We start from the raw sequence: 19,333 nt of genomic DNA on the forward strand, positions 1-19,333 counted from the left end.
GTCTTCTCGTCAGATCGCAAATCCTATGCGGAGACTTTGCCGTGGGTCACCGCATAGTCCTTCTCGATTGCGAAAAGGACGTCGAGGGCCGGGAATGTTATTTTGCGCCGCCCAAGAGAACGGCTGGAGATGAAATGTCTGTTCCACATGATTTCCGGCGAACTTCGCGAGATGAATCTTGCGACACTCGAAGATCAACATGGTCCTTACCATCGCATTCCGGTCCCTCTGGCCTGGTCGACCATGGCGATAAACCAAGCGCAATTCAAGAGAATGCCCTGATAGAAATCGAAAAACGGCGAGAGCAGAGAGAGATAGATCTGATCCCGATGTGCGACGGCGTACAGACTTCCTGACATCATGTTGAGCAGACATGCAGCCGTGGCCCACGAAGCGAGGCTCAAAGACTGCCACCGTGGAAGATGTACAGAAGCGAGCTTCCGAGGAGAAATAAAGTGGCGGGAAGAAGGAGAAATCCAGCAGGAACACAGCTGCAATCCATGCCTTGACCTTGAGCGGCGACTTGTCTCCACGCAAGGCTCTCCTGATGTACCACAGGACGACTTGCATCGTACCGCGGTTCCAACGATATCGTTGGTTAATCAGGCTGGCCAGTGTCGCAGGGGCCTTTGTATGCGCGATTGCATGGGGCTCGTACTCGATACGGTACCCGAGCGTGAGCATAGTAAGGGAGAGGTGAAAATCCTCCGCGAAGGTAAGCGGCGAAAATGGTCTTGGTACTTCGTGATTTTCAGAACCTTGCGAGCACTCGTTTTCTGCCTGCACGCGCTCCAGAGCTTCGCGCCGGAAGAGCCCGATCAGCCCGGGAACAACCATTACCGCTCCAGTGGCACTTTGTGAGAGACGCAAGGCGCCGTTCGCAAGGACATACTCGAACGCCTGGAACAGCCCCACTAAAGAATTTCTATTGCGGACTCGGATTATATACGGACTGAGAGAGACCACTCCGGTTTCTCAGCGTACGATTGTGGATGTCACCCCTGATCGGGTCCGTGGTCTGCAATTATGACCGCTGGGGTTTGAGGAGAGAGGGTGCGGATTAAATCATGCTCGGAGAAGATGAACCGCTCCACTGAGAAGCCGTATACAAGGAGCTGACCGCTCCGGCTATCGAACAGTTTTGCTTGACGATTCTAAGCGTCCCACCGTGCTCACCTGCAATTGACGCCAACATAAACTAATCTTTCCTGAGTGCTGTCAATGGAACACAGTCGCGAGTCGAGAGCGCTGGTGGTAGATCGGATTTCAGGTGCAACAGGGGTGTGCTCTGAGCCACGACGCGCATGTAGGCGTCGGTGAAGACCGTTGCGCAGGCATGAGTGAGATGAGAACTCTCCGGGAGAATAGGTTCTGCGCGGCGGGAAGTTTGTCATCAATTGGGAATGGCGGAAAGAGTTCATGCCAGACCGTCCGCGCGTGGTCGCTGAGTCGTTGATCGTGTTCGATCCGATGCCAAAGCCAGGTTTGGCCGCCCGCATCTGTCTGTCCCATCTTCCAGACGTCGTGGTAAGGCCCTTTCACGCCGGGCCTCCACTCAGGATCGAGCTGAAAGATCAGATTGCTCAATTGATAGCTGTCGTCAAGCATCGCCAGGTTGGGAGAGATCATGCGCTGGACCAGAAAAGATGCTCGTTTGGATGGAGACTCCCAGCGGCTTAAATCAAGCGCCGTTTTTGGCCGCATAACGGAATACACGGTATCGAAGTACACGGTTTCGGTCATTCCCACGATTGCCAGGCCCTTGAAGTGAGTGTCGTCGGCCAGGTCCTCCAGGATTGGCAATCCGCTTCCCCCCCGCAATGCCGAGTTGCAGCGGGCGAACCCCGATTAGTTGTTCGGCGCGATCCAGGTCGGTGTCGAACAGCAGACGCGAATCGCTGATGATGACCACGCGCACGTCGCGCTTATCCACCTGCCGTCGCAGTTCCGCCCATGCATCATAACTTTCGCTAAAGTCACCCCGAACAAGTTCAAGGGCGCGTATCTTCCATTCCCAGAGACACGTGAGCAGAATCACGAGGACGAGCACGACTGCCGACATCATGCGCCAGGGTTGGTCGGGGATGTCGCGTTCAGGAACCGGCTGCGCAACGCCTGGGCGATCGGCTGCGGTGAGCCGAAGACCTGAAGGCAGAGCCTCGTGGCCGGTGTCGTGGGCGATCTCACTAGAATTGGAAATAGATGAAGCCATTGCTCTCTCCATGCTGGATCACAACTGCGAAGGCCATGATCGTCCACAACGCTGTCAGTGCTGTGGGGTGTGTGCGCGCAATCGTCGCCTCAAGCGTCTGGTTGCGCATCGAGCAGTGAGCGAGCAACAGACCGGCGATGATGACTAGGGTGGTAATGATGTAGATCGCGGCCAGCACCGGTTCGGCGTGCGTGTTTCTACCGAACATGCCGTTCAGAATTACGATAGCCTCGCGAAATGTCTTCGCTCGAAAGAAGACCCACGCGATGTTGACGAGGACGAAGGTCAGCAGCCCAAGCCCCGCGGCCGCGACGACTCCAGGCCGATAGCCAGAGAAGAGCTTGCGCAGCATTCTTTCAACTAAGAGATAGAGACCATGCAAACCGCCCCAGACAACGAAGGTCCAGCTCGCGCCGTGCCAAAGGCCGCCGATGAGCATTGTGGCCATCAGGGAAAAGTAGGTCCGCGCCTCTCCATGGCGATTGCCACCTAAGGGAATGTAAAGGTAGTCGCGCAGCCAAGCAGAGAGAGTAATGTGCCACCTGCGCCAGAAGTCGGTGAACCCAATGGCCGCATACGGAAAGCGAAAGTTATCCGAGAGAGCAAACCCGAGACAAAGTGCCGCTCCGATCGCGGTGATCGAGTAGCCCGCAAAGTCGCAGAAGATCTGCCCGCTAAAGGCCAACGTCCCTACCCAGGAATCTATAAAGCCCGGGACGACCCTCCCGTTATAGACCTGGTCAACCACGGGGGCGAGAAAACCATCCGCCAGGACTGCTTCTCAAAGAGACCTAAGGTCATCAAGGCCAGGCCAAACCGAAATTGATTCGGTGTTGCTTTGTGTGGGACTTCAAATTGCGGAACCGATTCCGTTGGCCGCATGATCGGCCCGGCTACCAGGTGAGGAAAGAACGTAACAAAAAGGGCATAGTCAAGAAAGCTGCGCGCAGGTGTTGCGCGGCGTAGATAGATGTCCAGAGTGTAGGACATGGTGGCGAAGGTGTAGAACGAGATTCCAATAGGGAGCACGATGCTCGATCGTGGAGGACTGTATTTTAGCCCTGCCATCGCTGCCAAATGGGCGAAATTCTCGACCAGGAAGTGGCCGTATTTGAAGTAGCAGAGCAGTCCCAGGCTTACAACAATGGAGAGCAGCATCCAGGCGCGGCGCTTCCATTGCTGGTCTGCCTCGGCGAGCCCGCGAGCTGCAAACCAGTCGACTACTGTAGATAACCAGAGCAGGATTACGAACGGCGGATTCCAAGCCGCATAAAAAATGTAGCTGGCAACGAGCAGGTTGACCTTCTTCACCTTCCACGAGAAGGACATCGAGTGCAGGATAAGGACGATTGCAAAGAAAACAACGAAGGCAAGTGAGTTAAAAATCATGTTCACTCTCCCAGATGATAAGAAGCGCAATACCCGAACCCTAATGCGACTACAGTCAACTTTCGTCGTTCGACTTCCCCGGCAGTCCGGGTGAATCTGTCCACTCTATAAAGGCTGCTGAAGGATTTCGTTCAAACCGAATGCCTACCGATCCTGACAGAGACAATACATCGTGCGCACGCTCCTGCACTGAAGGCTTCCTTCAGCCACCGGTCCACAAACCTTGTTGGATTCAAAAAAGAAACCGACTTCCTGATCTGGCCCACTGTTCAATCAAATAACGAGTCTAGTTTTGAGCATCGTAAACGACATCGGAAGAAACCGGCAGCGGGTGGAGGAGACTCGAGGCCTGCCTCACCGAACGGAGAGTTCGGCGGGATCAAAGGTGTTGATATGTTGTAACACGTTCCAAGTGATCTTCAGGACCGATTGGAAAAGTTCAGCCTTGACCAGACCGTTATTTCATCGGTAAAGCTAAACGCGCGTCTCACGACCAACGCGCAGGTGGGCCAGTTTGCTGCGGGTAAAAGCTCCAAGCACGACCAACCCAGTGCCGAGCAGGGCCAGCGAAGATGGCTCTGGCGTCGGGACCGGGACTGCTCCTTGAATCACTCCTGCAGGCGGATCAAAATTGCTTATGAAGTTGGTACTGCCATTCGCCAGGTTGAGGCCTTCTACTTGACCTGTCATGTCGTTGAATGCGTAATATGTGCCGTCCAAGCTGGCGACCGCTCCGAGAATGGTCTCCGGGTGGCAGTTCGCAAGCTGAGGGAGGCTTTGGGGCGATGACGCCGAGAATCCTCGGTACGTTGAAACCATCCCCAAGAGGGGATGTCGCTTCCTTGCAGCTGAGGTCCATCGAGTCGATGCTCCCGCTCCCGTCGCTCACCCAAATGGGAGTTATTCATCGACAGAGGACTTCCCAGTTGGTTCCATCGGAAACAACGCAGCACCGACGACCAAATTGAGGTGGTCCCTCAAATGGACGTTTAGTATCACCGCCCTTCTTGTCATGGCCGTGTGGAAGGCATTCGCCGGGGACGCACTGGGAGCGAAAAGTAGCGCTTCTTTGGCACTTAGCCTTTCCAACCAGCGCGAAGTGCAATACGGTGCTGCATTCGCCTTAGCTCTCGTCGGCGATTACGCCCGATCCACAGCACTAGCGGATGACTTGGAGGATCGTTTTCGGGAGGATACCTCTGTAAGATTCAGCTACTTGCCTGTGATTCGAGCAACTGTAGCCCTGAAACAAAGTGATCCTTTGAAAGCCATCGAATTGCTGCAAATCAGTGCGCCATATGACTCAGGAACGCAGCGCAGTTCCATCCACGGCCTCTTTGGAGCGCTGTATCCAGTGTATGTGCGGGGCGAAGCGTATCTCGCCGCACGCCGGGGCGTTGAAGCGGTCGGCGAATTTCAGAAAATCCTCGATCACCGAGGGATTGTTATCAGCGATCCCGTTGGTGCGGTGGCACGTTTGGAACTGGCCAGGGCGTACATACTTTCGGGAGACAACGGCCGGGCGGGCCAAGCCTATCGGGATTTCCTCGTTCTATGGAAGGACGCTGACCCTGACATCCCGATTCTAAAGCAGGCCCGTGCGGAATTCTCGAAACTCAAATGACCATAGCTCGTTGATTGCTGAATCACGGAGCAACGGAAGGTAAAGCCGACCTCACCGTTGTGAATCGAAACAGCACGACACAGAGCGTATTGCTTGGAAACGGTGACGGAACATTTAAAGCCGCACGGAGCTACACGGTCGGCACAACTGGCTCATCGACACTCGTGGGCGACTTCAACGGCGACGGAGTTCCGGATATCGCAACCCCAGTCCAGAGCAACAACAACGTCGCAGTCCTGCTCGACCAGATTACCCAGACCGTCACCGCCACACTCAACACCCCTAACGTTCCCGCTGGCGCTGCAATTGCGCATGAGGTCGACGCCGTCTATCCAGGAGAGATTTACTTCAGTGAGAGCACCTCCAATCTACTGTCGCTCACCGGAACGCCAATCACCACTGCGACATTGCTCAGCGCCAACCCCTCTTCCAGCACCTATGGCCAACAGGTTGTACTCTCTGCCACTCTGAGCCCTTATACCTTAGGCGGCTATACGACCAATAACGAACTCATCACCTTCCTCAATGGAAGCACCGTCCTCGGCACGAGCAAACTTTCCAGCGGAATCGCGACCCTGAACGTCACGTCGCTCCCTGCCGGTACAGATAGCCTTACCGCGAGCTTCAACCTCGGCAGTCCTACCGACGCAAATTTTCTGCGCAGCACCTCATCGCCAATCAATTTCGTAGTCACGAAGACCACCCCGGTCATCACCTGGGCGAATCCTGCCGACATTACCTACGGAACAGCCCTTGGCAACGCTCAGTTGAACGCGACCGCGGTTTCAGGATCCTTCTCATATAGCCCGGGCACAGGCTCCATTCTCTCTGCAGGCCCCCACACTCTCACCGTCACCTTTACCCCCACCGACACCACCGACTACACCACTGCAACCGCCTCCGTTCGAATAGTTGTCGATCAGCGTAACCTCACCGTCAGCGCCAACAACGCCACCCGCGCCTACGGCGCCCCTGACCCAACCTTCACCGCCGCCTTCACCGGCTTCGTCAACGGAGACACCCAGGCCACCGCCGTTACCGGCTCCGCGTCCCTCACCTCGACCGACACTGCCCTCTCGCCCGTAGGCATCTACCCCATCACCGCAGCTGCCGGAAACCTCGCCGCAAGGAACTACACCTTCACCTACGCCCTTGGAACCCTCACCATCACCCAGGCCACCGCCAGCTTCTACACCATCACCTGGCCCAAACAATCCATCGTCTACGGAACCGCCATCGGCGGCCCCACGGGCATCAAGGCCTCCGCCTCGATACCCGGATCCTTCACCTACATCCCAGCCGGAGTCCTCCAGGTCGGCCCCGCAGTCGCGGTCACCGCCACCTTCACCCCACCGACACCACCGACTACGCCGGACAGACCGCCACTGCCCAGATCACCGTCACCCCCGCCACCCTCACCGTCACCGCCAACAACGCCACCCGCGCATACGGAAGCGCGAATCCTACCTTCACCGGCACCATCACCGGTGCGCTGGACGGCGATACCTTCACCGAAATCTTCTCCAACTCTGCAAGCACGCTCTCTCAGCCAGGACAGTATCCAATCATTCCTGCCGCGACCGGAACCAATGTAACCGACTACCTGCAGACCGTACAGAACGGAATGCTGACCATCAACAAAGCGCCTGCCATCACAACGCTGAGCCTCAGCACAACCGACATCCGCTTCGCTCTGCCGGTAACCTTCACCGCCAACGTCGCTTCTACAACCTCCGGAACGCCAACTGGAACCGTCATCTTCTTTGACAATGGCACACCGCTCAACACAGCCACACTCAACAGTAGTGATGTTGCAACCTTCACCACCACGGGCCTCACCGTAGGCGTTCATACCATCACAGCCGTCTACAGCGGAGACATCGACTTCCGCTCCAGCACCGCCTCTGCCGCCTCCGGTGCGAGCGCCATCACCGTCGAACCGCTCGACTTCACCATCGTACTCACCAGCGCCCAGACCGTCGAAGGCATCTACGGCACCACCCGCCAGTACACATTCCACGTCGCCCCCATCGGCGACTACTACCCCGGAGTCATCAACCTTCCGCCAGCCCGACCGGCCCCATCCTCGCCACCTATAGCTTCTCACCGTCGTCCATCGATCAGTACGCCGGGCCAACCGACATCACCCTCACGGTAGCGACCCGCAAGCTCGCCTCCGTCGAATCGCCGCAGGACCGCTCACGCCGGCTCTCTCACATCGCCCTCGGCCTATTCCTCCTGCCTCTCCTCGGTCTGCGCTACTCGCGTCGCTCAAGCCGCAAACTCACTCGCCTCATCATCCACTCGCTCCTCATTCTCTCCTCGCTCGGAGCCATCGGAACCCTCACCGGTTGCGGCTCAGGGTACTTCGACCGCACCTACCCAATAGCTGTAACCGCTAGTAGCAACGGAATACAGCACACAGTAAACGTGGAATATCACATCGATCAGTCCCCACAGTAAAAAACCACAAGCTTCAAGAGAGAACACCGCATGAGCAACAAAGCCACCTCAAAGAAATTCGCAAAGCTGGCAGCATATCTCCTCCCCGGACTCAAGATCTCTGCCCTGCTTTGCCTGACCAGCTTCGCCGGTGTCCGTCTCCACGCCCAGGCACTCCCACCGCCACCAGTGCCGGAGTCCTGCAGGCTGGCGGCGAATTCAACTACGCCGACTCTGACTACGTTCCGCAAAAGATCAAAGGGCGGAGGTGCCTACGTTGGCTTCGACTTCAAATATCACTGGGGAATCGAAGCCGAGTTCCACCAGATCAACGACTCCGACCCCACCACAAAAATCTACGAACGCACCTACGAAATTGGCCCGCGCTCGTCCTGCACTTCCACAGAATCGAACCCTTCGCGAAGGGCATGTACGGCCGCGGCGTCTTCAATTATCCGGAGGTCCCCAGCCTCACCCCCGGTGCCCCACCACAAGGCGCCCCCGCAAACCTCGCCTACAACATCGGAGCCGCCGGCGTAGGGGTCGACTATCGGACGAGTGGAATACGAGTTTCAAAAATGGTTCGGCTTCCCGCCAAACGATCTATCCCCGCAGGTCTTGGGAATCGGGCGCCTCCTATCGCTTCCACTAAGATCCGCGAATATTGCAAACGAAAATACTCGCGGCGATCTCTAACTCGCCACCCTCCGCCTTCTCCGGCAGTGTAATCGTAAGCGAGTGCGCCGACTCATCAAAACGGAACTTCGAAATCGCCTCTCCGGCGTAAGTAATCTTTCCCGGCGCAGACTTCCAAATCGAAGACTGTCACCTCGACATCATTCCACCAGGGCTGAAAACTTCCTTCCCGCGCTCCCGGACGAAGACGCAGCCCACCGTCCGCCGATTCGCAACTATGCTTCACGCGCAAAAAATCCTTCTCTTGGTATGCGAAGCTAATCCCATCATCCTGGTACAGGGGCTCTGGTGCAAAACAGCATGCTGGAACCGATTAGAGTAGTGGGCCGGATCCTCGTCCGCTTTGGTCCGCCCTCCTGCACGAAAACGGGCGAAAATTGCAGTAAAGGCACTAATATTCGCGAAAAAAGCACACCTGTGACGGTGTGCCAAAAACAAGCGTAATCTGCTGATTTACTTGACTTTATTAAGAGAATTTGGAGGCGCGGGTCGGGATCGAACCGACGCATAAAGGTTTTGCAGACCTCTCCCTTACCACTTGGGTACCGCGCCTCGGGTGGGCTATCGAATTTCTGCCCTGCTGAATTGTAGGAGAAGTGTACCGCAGGCAGGATTTATTTGGAGCGGGAGACCGGGGTCGAACCGGCGACATCTTCCTTGGCAAGGAAGCACTCTACCACTGAGCTACTCCCGCTCTACAAGATCAAGTATAACGACCAAGTTCCGTATGGTCAACGCGCTGTGGCGTGTCATTGCAACTTGCGATTCGGTTTAGCAACCACACGGACTTAAAAAATGCATCTCAATTGTGGAAGGGCGCTTAGTTAGCGTGGTGAAAGTACGGAATGTGCCGATGACGATGCCAATATTACAGACCGGAGAGCAGATGCAGCATTGGCAAGCATTGCTTGATTCAGCCGGTGAAGGCATCTGGGGGCTTGATCTTGAGGGAAACTGCACGTTTGTCAACCGAATGGCGGTGCACACTTTTGGCTTTGCCAGTGAGGAGTTGGTAGGAAGCAACATGCACGAACTTGTGCATCACCACTATCCGGATGGCCGCCACTTTCCCGGCTCCGAGTGCCCAATCTACGACGTGGTACGAAAAAACAAGGTCCTGCGTCAGATAACGGACACAATGTTCCGAAAAGATGGGAGTTCGTTTGTTGCGGAGATCTCGGCGCAGCCGGTGATCGCGGGCAGTAGAGTCGTGGGTGTGGTGGTCACGTTTCGTGAGGTGACTGAACTGAGGCAACAGCAGGAAGATTTGAAGAAGGCTTATGAGCTGGCGGAACAGAAGACGGCGGAGTTGGACGCGGTGATAGAGAGCATGCCGCACGGTGTGTATATTGCCACGCCCGACGACAAGATCCGATCGAACCACGTTGCGAAGATGATGAGCGGTGGGGAGTTTCCGCATGAGTTGAAGACGCTGGAGAACGCTCTGGCGGGCGAGTGGTCGACCGCGACGGTGCGGACCTCTGACCGGTGGATTCGTAGCGTCGCCGCGCCGATTCTGTTGAACGGGAAGGTTCTTGGCGGCGTGGCCGTGAATACGGATGTGACGCAGGCCAGATTACAGGACGAAGCGTTGATGAAGTCAGAGAAGCTGGCTGCGGTGGGACAACTTGCTTCTTCGATTGCGCACGAGATCAACAACCCGTTGGAGTCGATTACGAATTTGTTGTATTTGATTCGACAATCAATGTCGATGGACGACGTGCAGCATTATGCAATGCTCGCGCAGGGCGAACTGGCTCGGGTTACAGAGATCACGTTACAGACCTTGCGGTTTAATCGACAGCACAGCAAGCCGATTGAAGTGGACATAGCCGACTTGATGAGAACGGTGTTGGCTCTCTATACAGGCCGAATCCTCGTTAGAAACGTCGATACTGACGTAAAACTGAAGGCGGCTCCGCGAGTGATGGCTTTAGAGGGAGAGATTCGCCAAGTGATTAACAATCTGATACGAAACTCACTCGATGCCATGAGTCGTGGAGGAAAGCTGATGGTGCGGCTCCATCGAGAACGAGACAGTCACAGTGAGGCCGACGGTGTTCGGCTAACGATTGCGGATACGGGTGAGGGAATTAGTCCGAAGATGCAGGACCATCTGTTTGAAGCGTTCCAGACGACAAAAGAGTTGACCGGAACCGGGCTTGGGCTTTGGGTGAGTAAAGGGATTATAGAAAAGCATGGGGGGCGCATTCGAGTAAGAACACGAAGAGGGGAAGGGCATGGAACAGTGTTCTCGGTATGGTTGCCTGTGAAGGCTAGTTCTAGCTTGGCGGCTCGGGTAAGTTGATGGCGATTCTAGGGCCGACCGTCAGGTTTGACCTGCGGCGGGTGATATGTGGGGTAACAAGCAGGATCAATTCGCTGGAGTCGGTATCGGTTGTTCGGTCACCCGTGGCTGTTTGAAATCCGGGGAGCTGGCTCAGTCCAGGATATCCATCGATGCTGAGCGTTTCGTTTTTGGTGAGGCTGCTTGCCATGAGCGCAGTCTCGCCGTCGTTAAGCGTCACGTCGGAGACAAACTGCTGATTGTTGAGGATCGGGATATTGCTGAGTGAGTTGCCAGTCAACGCTTGAATCTTCAAATCAATGTGCATTCTGATCTCGCCGGACTTCTGAACAGTTGGCGTCGCCTTAAGCGTGAGACCAAGATCCTCGTATTGAATCTGTGGGATGGTGGCTGCGGTGCCCACGGCAGAGTTGAGGAGGCTGGATACGGGAACACCGTTGATCGTTGCGCCTGCAAGAGCAGCGGCACTGCCAGTGACTCCGCTTGAGTAGGTTGCAGTCGTAATGGGATAGCGCTCGCCAACGCGGAAGGTTGCGGACTGGCGGTCGGCAACCCGGATTTGCATGTCGTCGAGCGCGCGGGTGTCACTTGCGGTTAGGGCAAGGGTAAATGTTGGGTTCTGGTTGGTGGTGACGCCAGTCGTGGTTAGCCCGCCCCCGAAAAAGCCGACGGTGCTGGACAGAAGCGTGCTCTGGACAAGGCCGGAGGCTACAAGCGCCAAAGCTATGGCGACGTTGCTTGCGCCGGCGGGGATGAGGCCCTGAGCTATGGCCTGGTTTACGATGCTTTGATTTGCCGAGACAAGATTTTGCGCCGCGGAGGAGACGCTGTAAATGCCAATTTGCTGCGGCAGCTGAGCGCCGATGTTGCGCTGGTTACTCTTGTCGATGGAGTAGAGCTGGAGGTCGATCATGACCTCACTGCCGCCGTCGATAAGGTCGGCGAGAGTGAGATTGATGTAAGTCAGAGTCTCTTGAGGAGCGCGAATAACGAGAGTTCCGGAGCTCTTGCCGACGGTCACTTGTTTGACGTCGAAGATGTTTTTTACGAGGGTGCCAAGATTGTCCATCTCCTCGTTGGTCATGCCGGGGATGAAGATGGTCTCCTGCAACTGATGCTCGAGGCGCTCGCGATTCTCTTGGGTGTCTTTGGCAATGATGACGCTTTTGGCATCGAGTGGAACACTGAAGAGATGTCCCATGTTGAGGACAATTGCGGAGGATTGTCGATAAGGCAATTCATCCAGGTCGAAGCGAATGTTGTCGTGCTGAACGGACTCGTCGAATACGGCACGGATGCCGTAGGCGGAGAAAACCTGCCGGATGACGTCCTGCTCGTCGGTATGGATGTGGAAGCTTTTCAGACCAGGGTTAGGAAGAAGTGTGATGGGCCCGGCGATGGCCGGGCCTTCACGTATCCAGGGTTCTATTTCAGGATGAAAGACTTTGGGCAGCGCGCCGGAGTCTACGTGTTGGCCGACGATATTGTTCTCCGGATCGAGCAGGCGGGCTTCGGCAAGCAAGGTCTCGGCTTTTGCGTTTTGGCCGAGGAGCCGGGCTTTGCCGGACTGCTGCACGAGCTCGTTGACGCGTCGCTGGTGAGTTACGCTGAGCGCCAGAGCGTAGTCATGGCTGGATGCATTGAGCGCGGCAGCTTTACGGAACTGCAGCTCGGCACCGGTGAGATCGTTGTGCTCTAGCAGACGCGCGCCGGCTAGGTAGGCGTCTTCGGCGGCTCGGGCGTTGTGTTTCGTTGGAGCTGCTGCGTTGGCAACCGCAGAGTCGTCGATGTTGGCTGTTGAAACCGGAACATCAGTGGGTTTGGCTTGTGTAGATGATTGGGGAGTCGGCAACGCCTGGGCTAGCGTGGTGAGACATAGACTCCAGAACGTAAGCACAACCGTGCATGTTGCGACGACAGTGGCGCGTGGCTGGATGATGGGTCTCATCGACTGCTGATTAGACGGAGTCGGCGGCTAACGGGCGCTGGCAATGCTTTGAATATGTGGGCGCTCGCTCCGGGGTGGCCGACGCATGCCGTTGCGGATCTGTGCGGTATCCATATCGAGCTCGGCGAGGGTTCGGCTGAGCGTATTGCGATGCATGCCGAGCTCTTCAGCGGCTTTACACTGATTTCCCTTGTGGTGTGCGAGCACTTCGAGGATAAAGCGTCTCTTGAATTGACGAACGGCCTCCGTGTAAGGGATGCCGGCGCTGTGCATCTGCGTGATCAAGCCGTCCATTTCGCGCTTCAAGGTTATTCCTCGCTGGCGGTTCCTTTGATTGGAACCACACTCTCATTGTGCCTCTACCGGAGCGGTTTGATCCAATGGGGCGCGTTGTGCTTGATCTGCTCGGCGCCGTCCAGAATCTGTTGCTGCAGGTCGTGAGGTACAACGAAGGATACCGCATGCGCCCCTGCAAGGAAATAGGAAGATAACTGCGAGTTTGCAATCCAGGTGGAATGGGGCATAAAAGCGGCGATGGACATCATAACGACGATGCCGAGCAGACAGCCTCGCGCGAAGCCGAAGACTCCACCCAGAAGCCGATCGAAGAACCCCAGGCCGATCGCTTGTGCTGTCCGGTTGAGAGCTTTTCCAAGGATGGTGCTGAGCACCATTACTCCGATGACAATGGCGAAAAAGGCAACGATCTGTGCGATGGCCGGTGTAGTGATGAGGCGCTCGACAAAGAGCGCAAGACGGTTGTAATTCCAACTAGCGATTACGATTCCGGCAATCAAACCTCCGAGGGAGAAGAGCTCCAGGATGATGCCGCGTACAAAAGCCGTGATGGTGGAGTAGGCAAGAATCGCGATCAAAAACCAGTCGAAGAGGTTCATGCGATCTAGGTGTTGGCTAGTTCGGTACGGCCGGTAATCAGGCGGAAGGCGTCGAGGTATTTTTCGCGGGTGCGAGTCACAACCTCGTCGGGAAGTGCGGGTGCTGGAGCTTGTTTGTTCCACCGGATGGATTCGAGGTAGTCGCGCACGTACTGTTTGTCGAAAGAAGGCTGCGGGCCGCCGGGATGGTAGGTTTCAGCAGGCCAATAGCGGGAGGAGTCAGGCGTGAGGACCTCGTCGGCAAGAACAATCTGATCGTTGCCGTTCTTGTCGGGGATGAGGCCGAATTCGAACTTTGTGTCGGCGAGGATTAGTCCCTTGCTGGTGGCGTGCTTCGCGGCTTTTTCGTAGATGTCGAGTGTGAGCGTGCGGAGGGCGTCGGCGTGGGGTGCGCCGATGGTCTGCTCAACTAGTTGGTAGGAGATGTTTTCGTCGTGGCCTCCGGTGTTGATTTTGGCAGCCGGAGTAAAGATGGGCTCGGGCAATCGGTCCGATTCGCGAAGACCCGCGGGTAGTTTGATGCCGCAGATCGCGCCGGTCGACTGGTAATCCTTCCAGCCTGAACCCGAGATGTAACCGCGTACGACGCACTCTACGGGAAACATCTTGGCTCGTTTGACGAGCATGCTGCGACCATCCAGCTGGTTGAGGAATGGCTTCAATTCTGCTGGAAACTCCGATGCCTCAGCTGTGATGAGGTGGTTGGGGATGACGCTCTTCAGGAAGTCGAACCAGAAAAGAGAGAGTTGGGTGAGGATCTTACCTTTATCGGGGATTCCGCTACCCAGAACGTGGTCGAAGGCCGAGATGCGGTCGCTGGCGACAAAGAGAAGCTGATCGGAAGAGAGGGCGTAAATGTCGCGGACCTTGCCGCGTGCGGTGAGGGGGAGTGAACCAAGATCGGTCTGGAGAAGGGCTGTTGACATCACGTTGACGGTACCACCTCTTGGAGAATGAGATCAGTTTGCAACCCTTCTTTGAAGGGCTAGGAAAGCGGCTTAGGGGAGCCGGAGGGATTTGTCGACGGTTCCGGGGGGCTCTGAGGGCCAACGCGGGCAGCGAGCTACGACGGTTTTCGCATCAGGTGAAAGCTTGGCCCTAGCAGCTTTTATGTTGCATTCACGAATGTTGAACGCGATCGGTTGGATCTTTTTACGGAGAAAAGGTGCGAATGAGGGGCGATAGCAGACGATGAGATCGACGCCGTCGCTATCTCCGTCGGCGCCGGTAGTGCCCCAGGGCTGAATTTCGTAGAAAAAATTGCGGCTGATCGATACGTCAGTGTTGGGCCAGGGGTTGAAGAGGTCAGTGAGAGGAAAAAGAATGCTGGCAGCAAAGAGGGGGATCAGGAGGATCGCAGCGCTGATTGAGGTTAGCCACTTTGGAGATAGCCGGGAAAAGAGCAGGATAAGCAGCTCGTAAGAAGCGACCGCCAGCCAGCTGATGAAGGCGTTCATGTGGTTCGATGTGGTTCCCCATCTTGTAGCGGCAAAAAAAGCCTGGAGTAAGACCAAAGCAATTGCCGTCCGGATAAGGACAAAGCGGAGCATTGGCGGGACGCGGTCCCAGAAGACTCTCAGCAAAATCATAGCCACAGTTAGCAGAGCGAGAACAGCAGTTGTGATCGGCATGTACATGCTTTTTTAGATTAGCTGTTTTTAGGGAGCAGCGGGGCCGACGACCAAATCGGCTCGGTTGCCTGCTGAAGACGCCTACTGGTGGGTTGCGTATGAAAAAAAGCTGGAGCGAGTGGTGAACCGCTCCAGCTGCGCAAAAGCTGGTTGTCTCTGGCGACGATGGCCTTAGGCCACCGCACGACGGTTTTCGGGGGAGTCGCGGCGGTTTAGATTGACGCTGACGATCTTCGAGACGCCGGGCTCTTGCATGGTGACCCCGTAGATAACGTCGGCCTGGGACATGGTTCGCTTGCTGTGAGTAATTACGACGAACTGTGTGGTTGCGCTCATGTCGTGAATGAGTTTGGCGAAGCGGCCTACGTTGGTTTCATCGAGCGGTGCGTCGACTTCGTCGAGAATGCAGAAGGGAGCGGGTTGGAACTGGAAGATTCCGACTAGAAGAGAAAGTGCAGTCAAGGCCTTCTCTCCACCGGAGAGAAGGAGGATGTTCTGCAGCTTTTTGCCCGGAGGCGATGCGACGATGTCGATGCCGCTCTCGTTGGAGTTCTCAGCGTCGGTGAGCTTCATGAAGGCCTGCCCGCCGCCAAAGAGCTTTGTAAAGGTCACGGAGAAGTTTTCGTTGATGATCTTGAACGCCTCGTCGAACTTGAGCCGGGAGACGTCGTCGATCTCCTTGATGGAGGCCTGTGTGTTCTCGATGGAGTCGAGAAGATCCTTGCGCTGAGTTTCGAGAAAGCCGTGACGGGTGACGGTCTCGTTATATTCATCGAGGGCCATCATGTTGACTGGTCCCATCGCCTCAAGCTTTTGCTTGAGGGCGCGTGACTCTTCTTCCTGGGTGTGAAGATCGTCGCCTTCGATGCGAACGATGGTCTGGTCTTCGCGGAGTGAGATAGCCTCAGCCCCAAGATCGTTGAGGCAGGTGGCATCGATGTGCTCGATGTCGGAGGCGAGCTTGGCGGCGCGGGCCGTAAGGGCTGCTCGTTGCTCACGAAGGGCTTCGGTTTCGTGACGCAGAGTGCGAAGGCGGCCGTCGAGTTCCGTCATGGAAGCGCGTAATGCATGAGCTTCTTCCGTAAGGCGTGTCCCTTGAGCAACGGCGGTAGCGCGGAGTTCGGAGAGTTCGGCGTGCTGGACGGTGAGTGCTGCGGTCTCCTCTTCTCGTCTAGCTTTTTCTTCCGCGGCGGATGTAAGCTGCTGCTCGAGCTGCAGCATGCGCTGATTCTGGGTGTTATGGAGGCGGGTGGTCTGCTCGAAGTTGGCGGCGGCATTACGGCGGCGTTCCTCTAAACCCGCAAGCGCAGCAGCTGCAGCTGCTGCGGCCTGCTGCAGCTCTTCGCGACGGCTTCGCAGCTCTTCCGTTTGCTCTTGAAGAGCGACGAGGCTGGCCTCTAAGGTGCTTCGTTCGTTCTCAAAAGCTGCGGCTTCCTGCTGACGGCGAGCGATGAGATCTGACTTCTGGTTGCGGGCATCGCGATTGCGCTCGCTGGTGAGAGCCCAATCCTGCAGGCGGCGCTCGATACGAGAGACTTCGGACTCCATCTGACGGAGAGCCGCACCAGAGTTGGCAGACTCGCGCTCGGCATCACGGCGTTCATGGGTCTTGCCCTCAATGGTGGCCTGGAGAGCGGCGATCTGGTGCTGAAGCTCGATGGTGTTGCGGTCGGTCTGGGCCAGTTCTTCTTCCGCTTTTTCGAGCTTCTGCTGGACTTCGGCAAGTTCGCGCTTTAGGGCTAACGGACCTTGGGTGCGGGGACGACCACCGGTAACGGTGACGTTATGGAAGGTCTCGCCGGAAGGAGAAAGGAAGAAGGCGTGGGGGTTCGACAGAGCCAATGATCTGGCGGTGTAGGAGTCCGGCGCGACGAACCCTTCACGCAGCTTCGGGAGAATGACTTCAAGGGACTTGCCGAAGCCGTCGAGGACACGGATGCACTCTTTGAGCGGCACCACGCCTTCGATCCCGTCGATCTGAGTTTGAGCTTCACTCTTCATGCCTTCTGCGAAGGCAAAGTTGGCCTGGGAGTCATTGGGATGCACGAGGAAGGTGGCGCGACCAGTGACATCTGTCTGGAGGAGATGCATGCCGGCGTTGGCAGCATCCCAGGATTTGACTACGACATAATTGAGTTCGTCGCGGAGAAACTCATCGACGACGTTTTCATATTTACCGTCTACTTCCAGAAAGTCTGCGAGTGTGCCGACGGCGGCCATCCCATCGGCGTTTTGCTTGTAGGCGTCGGTCTTGAAGAGATTGCGGACGGTGTCGGTAGAGTAGCTGTGCTCGCGGATGAGAGCTTCTAGCGACTTATGGCGGCCTGTGAGAGTTGCGACCTCCCCTCGCAGCTGATCTCCGCGTCGTTTCGATTGAGCCTCTTCACTGCGATTCGCTTCGACTTCGCTACGAAGTGTGGCAATCTCGCTTTCAAGACGCTTGAGACGTTCGGTCACGGACTCAAAGGACATCTTGACCTGGCCGCGCTGAAGACCGAGGGTTTCAAGCTCCTGTTTCGCGATCTCGGATTCGGATAGGAGACGCTCTGCTTCACGGTCAAGGCCAGCGAGTGCTGCTGCTGCCTGCGCCTCTTCGTTGCGGGTTTGGGCGATGCGCTGAACGAGCTGCATGGTGGCACGGCGATTCTGTTCGGCCTGCTGCTCCCCTGAGGCGACGGCGCGGACCGCCTCCTGAGCGTGTGACTGGTGGGTCTGCGCAGCCTCGCGAGAGCCGGTCGACTCGGCAGTGGCGCTGTTGAGAAAGCTGCGGTGCTGTTCGAGCTCTCCATCGAGGCTTGCGAGCTGTTCGCGGGCCTGGGCGAGGTCGTCAGCACCGGTGGCGAGGCGGTTGGTGAGTTCGGTGATGCGGTCCGCGTTGGCCGCAGAGCGAGCGGTAATGCGCTCAAGCTCGACGGCCGACTGATTTGCCTGTGTGCCGGCTTCGCGAATCTGCTGATCCAGCGTGTAACCCGTGTTGACGCCTTCGGTGTGCTGAGCATCCATGGCTTCGACCGTTTCGGACTGGGCGTCGATCTGGGTGGCCAGTGCAAGGATCTTTTCGGTCGTGGCGGTCTGCTCAGCGTCAAGCTGTGACATGCGGCTGGCCAGAACAACGCGAAGGCGAGTACGGAGCTCGTCGCGGAGTGCGCCATAACGCTCGGCCTTGGCCGCCTGGCGCTTCAGTGTGGTCATCTGACGGGTGACCTCGTCGAAGATGTCGTTGACGCGAGCCAGGTTCTGGCGGGCAGACTCGAGACGTAGTTCGGCCAGACGCTTTTTGGTCTTGAATCGGGTAATGCCGGCAGCTTCTTCGATGATAGAGCGGCGGTCGTGAGGTTTGGCGGAGAGGAGCTGGCCGATGCGCTCCTGACCGATGATGGCGTACGACTCGCCTCCGAGGCCGGTGCCCATGAAGATGTCCTGAATGTCGCGAAGGCGGCAGATCTTGCCGTTGAGGAGGTATTCGCTGTCCCCTGAGCGGAAGAGGCGGCGAGTAATGGTGAGTTCGCCAGCGCGGACCGGGGCGCGGCCAAACTTGCGTCGGCGGATCTTCAGGACGACATTGTTGGGGTTAGCGAGTTCGGCGGCTGCATCTGCCTCGGTTGGTGGCGGCAGAATGTGCGGCCCCTTGGCCTCGCCTTCGATGATGGTGCCAGGCTGAGCTTCGGCTACAGCCTCTTCGGTCTCTTCGGCGCGTTCCTGGCGAAAGGTGGTCTCGTCCCAATCGGTGGGCAGGCTATCGTCGATGACAATCTCGGGGTCGTCCTGCAGGCTGGCGCCGTCGTATACCTCGGGGTCGACGAGGGTCAGTGAAACCTCGGCCATACCGGTGGGCTTACGATCGCGTGTGCCCGCGAAGATGACATCTTCCATCTTGATGCCACGGAGGCTCTTGGCAGACTGTTCCCCGAGGACCCATGTGATGGCGTCAGAGATGTTGGACTTGCCGCACCCATTCGGGCCGACGATTGCGGCAATGCCCTCGCCGGAGAGCTGAACCTCGGTACGATCACAGAAGGATTTGAAGCCGAGTATCTGAACTTTCTTGAGCTTGAGCAAGTGCACCTCTGTAGGGCGGCAGGATCAAATTTGAGCGAACTCGCCCCTGTCGATATATGACCACTTAACTGTAGCTGTGGTTGGGCGCGGAATCAACGGGTGCAACACCACCTGTTGTGGATAAGAAG

Annotated in this window: 17 protein-coding genes, 2 tRNA genes and 2 pseudogenes; 6 read left to right on the forward strand and 15 right to left on the reverse strand. The window is 56.9% G+C overall.

The genetic code is table 11. The annotated features are described in order from the left end of the window. Nucleotides 1-9: 9 nt before the first annotated feature. The 6 genes from RBB82_RS18875 to RBB82_RS18900 all read right to left on the reverse strand — a co-directional run bounded on the left by RBB82_RS18875 (nt 10) and on the right by RBB82_RS18900 (nt 4,420). The gene (locus RBB82_RS18875) at nt 10-966 is read right to left on the reverse strand and encodes a glycosyltransferase (protein WP_433972292.1); all 957 of its coding nucleotides are present in this window, start codon (nt 964-966) and stop codon (nt 10-12) included. 300 nt (nt 967-1,266) lie between these two features. After that, nucleotides 1,267-1,704, reverse strand: coding sequence for a hypothetical protein (locus RBB82_RS18880; RefSeq protein WP_433972293.1), 438 nt, complete (start codon nt 1,702-1,704; stop codon nt 1,267-1,269). Further along, a complete protein-coding gene (locus RBB82_RS18885) occupies nt 1,682-2,212 on the reverse strand; it encodes a hypothetical protein (RefSeq protein ID WP_433972294.1) in 531 nt (176 codons plus the stop codon). Before RBB82_RS18885 ends, RBB82_RS18880 begins: the two co-directional genes overlap by 23 nt. Next, the gene (locus RBB82_RS18890; RefSeq protein WP_433972295.1) at nt 2,187-2,897 is read right to left on the reverse strand and encodes an MBOAT family O-acyltransferase; all 711 of its coding nucleotides are present in this window, start codon (nt 2,895-2,897) and stop codon (nt 2,187-2,189) included. Before RBB82_RS18890 ends, RBB82_RS18885 begins: the two co-directional genes overlap by 26 nt. Before the next feature lie 17 nt (nt 2,898-2,914). After that, nucleotides 2,915-3,601, reverse strand: a complete 687-nt coding sequence (locus RBB82_RS18895) for a hypothetical protein (protein WP_433972296.1) — start codon at nt 3,599-3,601, stop codon at nt 2,915-2,917. A gap of 474 nt (nt 3,602-4,075) precedes the next feature. Next, nucleotides 4,076-4,420, reverse strand: coding sequence for a PEP-CTERM sorting domain-containing protein (locus RBB82_RS18900; protein WP_433975415.1), 345 nt, complete (start codon nt 4,418-4,420; stop codon nt 4,076-4,078). 250 nt (nt 4,421-4,670) lie between these two features. Here RBB82_RS18900 and RBB82_RS18905 point away from each other — a divergent pair, with 250 nt between their 5' ends. The 5 genes and pseudogenes from RBB82_RS18905 to RBB82_RS18925 all read left to right on the forward strand — a co-directional run bounded on the left by RBB82_RS18905 (nt 4,671) and on the right by RBB82_RS18925 (nt 8,207). After that, entirely contained in the window at nt 4,671-5,225 is a 555-nt protein-coding gene (locus RBB82_RS18905; RefSeq protein WP_433972297.1) for a hypothetical protein, read from the forward strand. A gap of 14 nt (nt 5,226-5,239) precedes the next feature. Beyond that, nucleotides 5,240-6,379: pseudogene (locus RBB82_RS18910) on the forward strand (Ig-like domain repeat protein); the annotation flags it as partial. Nucleotides 6,380-6,618: 239 nt separating this feature from the next. After that, nucleotides 6,619-6,798: pseudogene (locus RBB82_RS18915) on the forward strand (MBG domain-containing protein); the annotation flags it as partial. Nucleotides 6,799-6,849: 51 nt separating this feature from the next. Next, complete coding sequence (locus RBB82_RS18920; protein WP_433972298.1) at nt 6,850-7,383, forward strand: Ig-like domain-containing protein; 534 nt, start codon at nt 6,850-6,852, stop codon at nt 7,381-7,383. 335 nt (nt 7,384-7,718) lie between these two features. Next, nucleotides 7,719-8,207: a hypothetical protein gene (locus RBB82_RS18925; protein ID WP_433972299.1), complete on the forward strand. Its 489-nt coding sequence runs from the start codon at nt 7,719-7,721 to the stop codon at nt 8,205-8,207. A gap of 211 nt (nt 8,208-8,418) precedes the next feature. Here RBB82_RS18925 and RBB82_RS18930 read toward each other — a convergent pair whose 3' ends face one another. From RBB82_RS18930 to RBB82_RS18940, 3 genes are all read right to left on the reverse strand, one after another. Continuing rightward, entirely contained in the window at nt 8,419-8,643 is a 225-nt protein-coding gene (locus RBB82_RS18930) for a DUF5110 domain-containing protein (protein WP_433975416.1), read from the reverse strand. 197 nt (nt 8,644-8,840) lie between these two features. Further along, nucleotides 8,841-8,915 (reverse strand) — tRNA-Cys (locus tag RBB82_RS18935). A 67-nt stretch (nt 8,916-8,982) separates the two neighbouring features. Then, nucleotides 8,983-9,057: transfer RNA gene (locus tag RBB82_RS18940), tRNA-Gly, on the reverse strand. A gap of 192 nt (nt 9,058-9,249) precedes the next feature. Here RBB82_RS18940 and RBB82_RS18945 point away from each other — a divergent pair. After that, on the forward strand, nt 9,250-10,671 hold the full coding sequence (locus tag RBB82_RS18945) for a PAS domain-containing sensor histidine kinase (protein ID WP_433972300.1): 1,422 nt from the start codon (nt 9,250-9,252) through the stop codon (nt 10,669-10,671). Here the strand turns inward: RBB82_RS18945 and RBB82_RS18950 are convergent. The 6 genes from RBB82_RS18950 to smc all read right to left on the reverse strand — a co-directional run bounded on the left by RBB82_RS18950 (nt 10,646) and on the right by smc (nt 19,205). After that, nucleotides 10,646-12,619, reverse strand: coding sequence for a hypothetical protein (locus RBB82_RS18950; protein WP_433972301.1), 1,974 nt, complete (start codon nt 12,617-12,619; stop codon nt 10,646-10,648). The two genes, RBB82_RS18945 and RBB82_RS18950, sit on opposite strands and share 26 nt — an antisense overlap. A 27-nt stretch (nt 12,620-12,646) precedes the next feature. After that, nucleotides 12,647-12,925 carry a helix-turn-helix domain-containing protein gene (locus RBB82_RS18955; RefSeq protein ID WP_433972302.1) on the reverse strand — a complete coding sequence of 93 codons (279 nt, stop codon included), beginning with the start codon at nt 12,923-12,925 and terminating at the stop codon, nt 12,647-12,649. A 53-nt stretch (nt 12,926-12,978) separates the two neighbouring features. Next, a complete protein-coding gene (locus RBB82_RS18960) occupies nt 12,979-13,515 on the reverse strand; it encodes a CvpA family protein (RefSeq protein ID WP_433972303.1) in 537 nt (178 codons plus the stop codon). Between the two features lie 5 nt (nt 13,516-13,520). Next, complete coding sequence (locus RBB82_RS18965; RefSeq protein ID WP_433972304.1) at nt 13,521-14,441, reverse strand: phosphoribosylaminoimidazolesuccinocarboxamide synthase; 921 nt, start codon at nt 14,439-14,441, stop codon at nt 13,521-13,523. Nucleotides 14,442-14,513: 72 nt separating this feature from the next. Beyond that, on the reverse strand, nt 14,514-15,146 hold the full coding sequence (locus RBB82_RS18970; RefSeq protein ID WP_433972305.1) for a hypothetical protein: 633 nt from the start codon (nt 15,144-15,146) through the stop codon (nt 14,514-14,516). Between the two features lie 171 nt (nt 15,147-15,317). Then, nucleotides 15,318-19,205 carry a chromosome segregation protein SMC gene (smc, locus tag RBB82_RS18975; RefSeq protein WP_433972306.1) on the reverse strand — a complete coding sequence of 1,296 codons (3,888 nt, stop codon included), beginning with the start codon at nt 19,203-19,205 and terminating at the stop codon, nt 15,318-15,320. Nucleotides 19,206-19,333 lie beyond the last annotated feature (128 nt).

The sequence above is a fragment of the Tunturiibacter lichenicola genome, from assembly GCF_051013355.1.
Classification (GTDB): Bacteria; Acidobacteriota; Terriglobia; order Terriglobales; family Acidobacteriaceae; genus Edaphobacter; species Edaphobacter lichenicola_F.

Bases quoted from the DNA above. Each gene is read 5' to 3' on its own strand.
- RBB82_RS18880 (WP_433972293.1), bottom strand. From the start codon at position 1,704: ATGCGGCCAAAAACGGCGCTTGATTTAAGCCGCTGGGAGTCTCCATCC.
- RBB82_RS18885 (WP_433972294.1), bottom strand. From the start codon at position 2,212: ATGGCTTCATCTATTTCCAATTCTAGTGAGATCGCCCACGACACCGGC.
- RBB82_RS18895 (WP_433972296.1), bottom strand. From the start codon at position 3,601: ATGATTTTTAACTCACTTGCCTTCGTTGTTTTCTTTGCAATCGTCCTT.
- RBB82_RS18900 (WP_433975415.1), bottom strand. From the start codon at position 4,420: ATGGTTTCAACGTACCGAGGATTCTCGGCGTCATCGCCCCAAAGCCTC.
- RBB82_RS18920 (WP_433972298.1), top strand. From the start codon at position 6,850: ATGCTGACCATCAACAAAGCGCCTGCCATCACAACGCTGAGCCTCAGC.
- RBB82_RS18925 (WP_433972299.1), top strand. From the start codon at position 7,719: ATGAGCAACAAAGCCACCTCAAAGAAATTCGCAAAGCTGGCAGCATAT.
- RBB82_RS18945 (WP_433972300.1), top strand. From the start codon at position 9,250: ATGCAGCATTGGCAAGCATTGCTTGATTCAGCCGGTGAAGGCATCTGG.
- RBB82_RS18950 (WP_433972301.1), bottom strand. From the start codon at position 12,619: ATGAGACCCATCATCCAGCCACGCGCCACTGTCGTCGCAACATGCACG.
- RBB82_RS18960 (WP_433972303.1), bottom strand. From the start codon at position 13,515: ATGAACCTCTTCGACTGGTTTTTGATCGCGATTCTTGCCTACTCCACC.
- RBB82_RS18965 (WP_433972304.1), bottom strand. From the start codon at position 14,441: ATGTCAACAGCCCTTCTCCAGACCGATCTTGGTTCACTCCCCCTCACC.
- RBB82_RS18970 (WP_433972305.1), bottom strand. From the start codon at position 15,146: ATGCCGATCACAACTGCTGTTCTCGCTCTGCTAACTGTGGCTATGATT.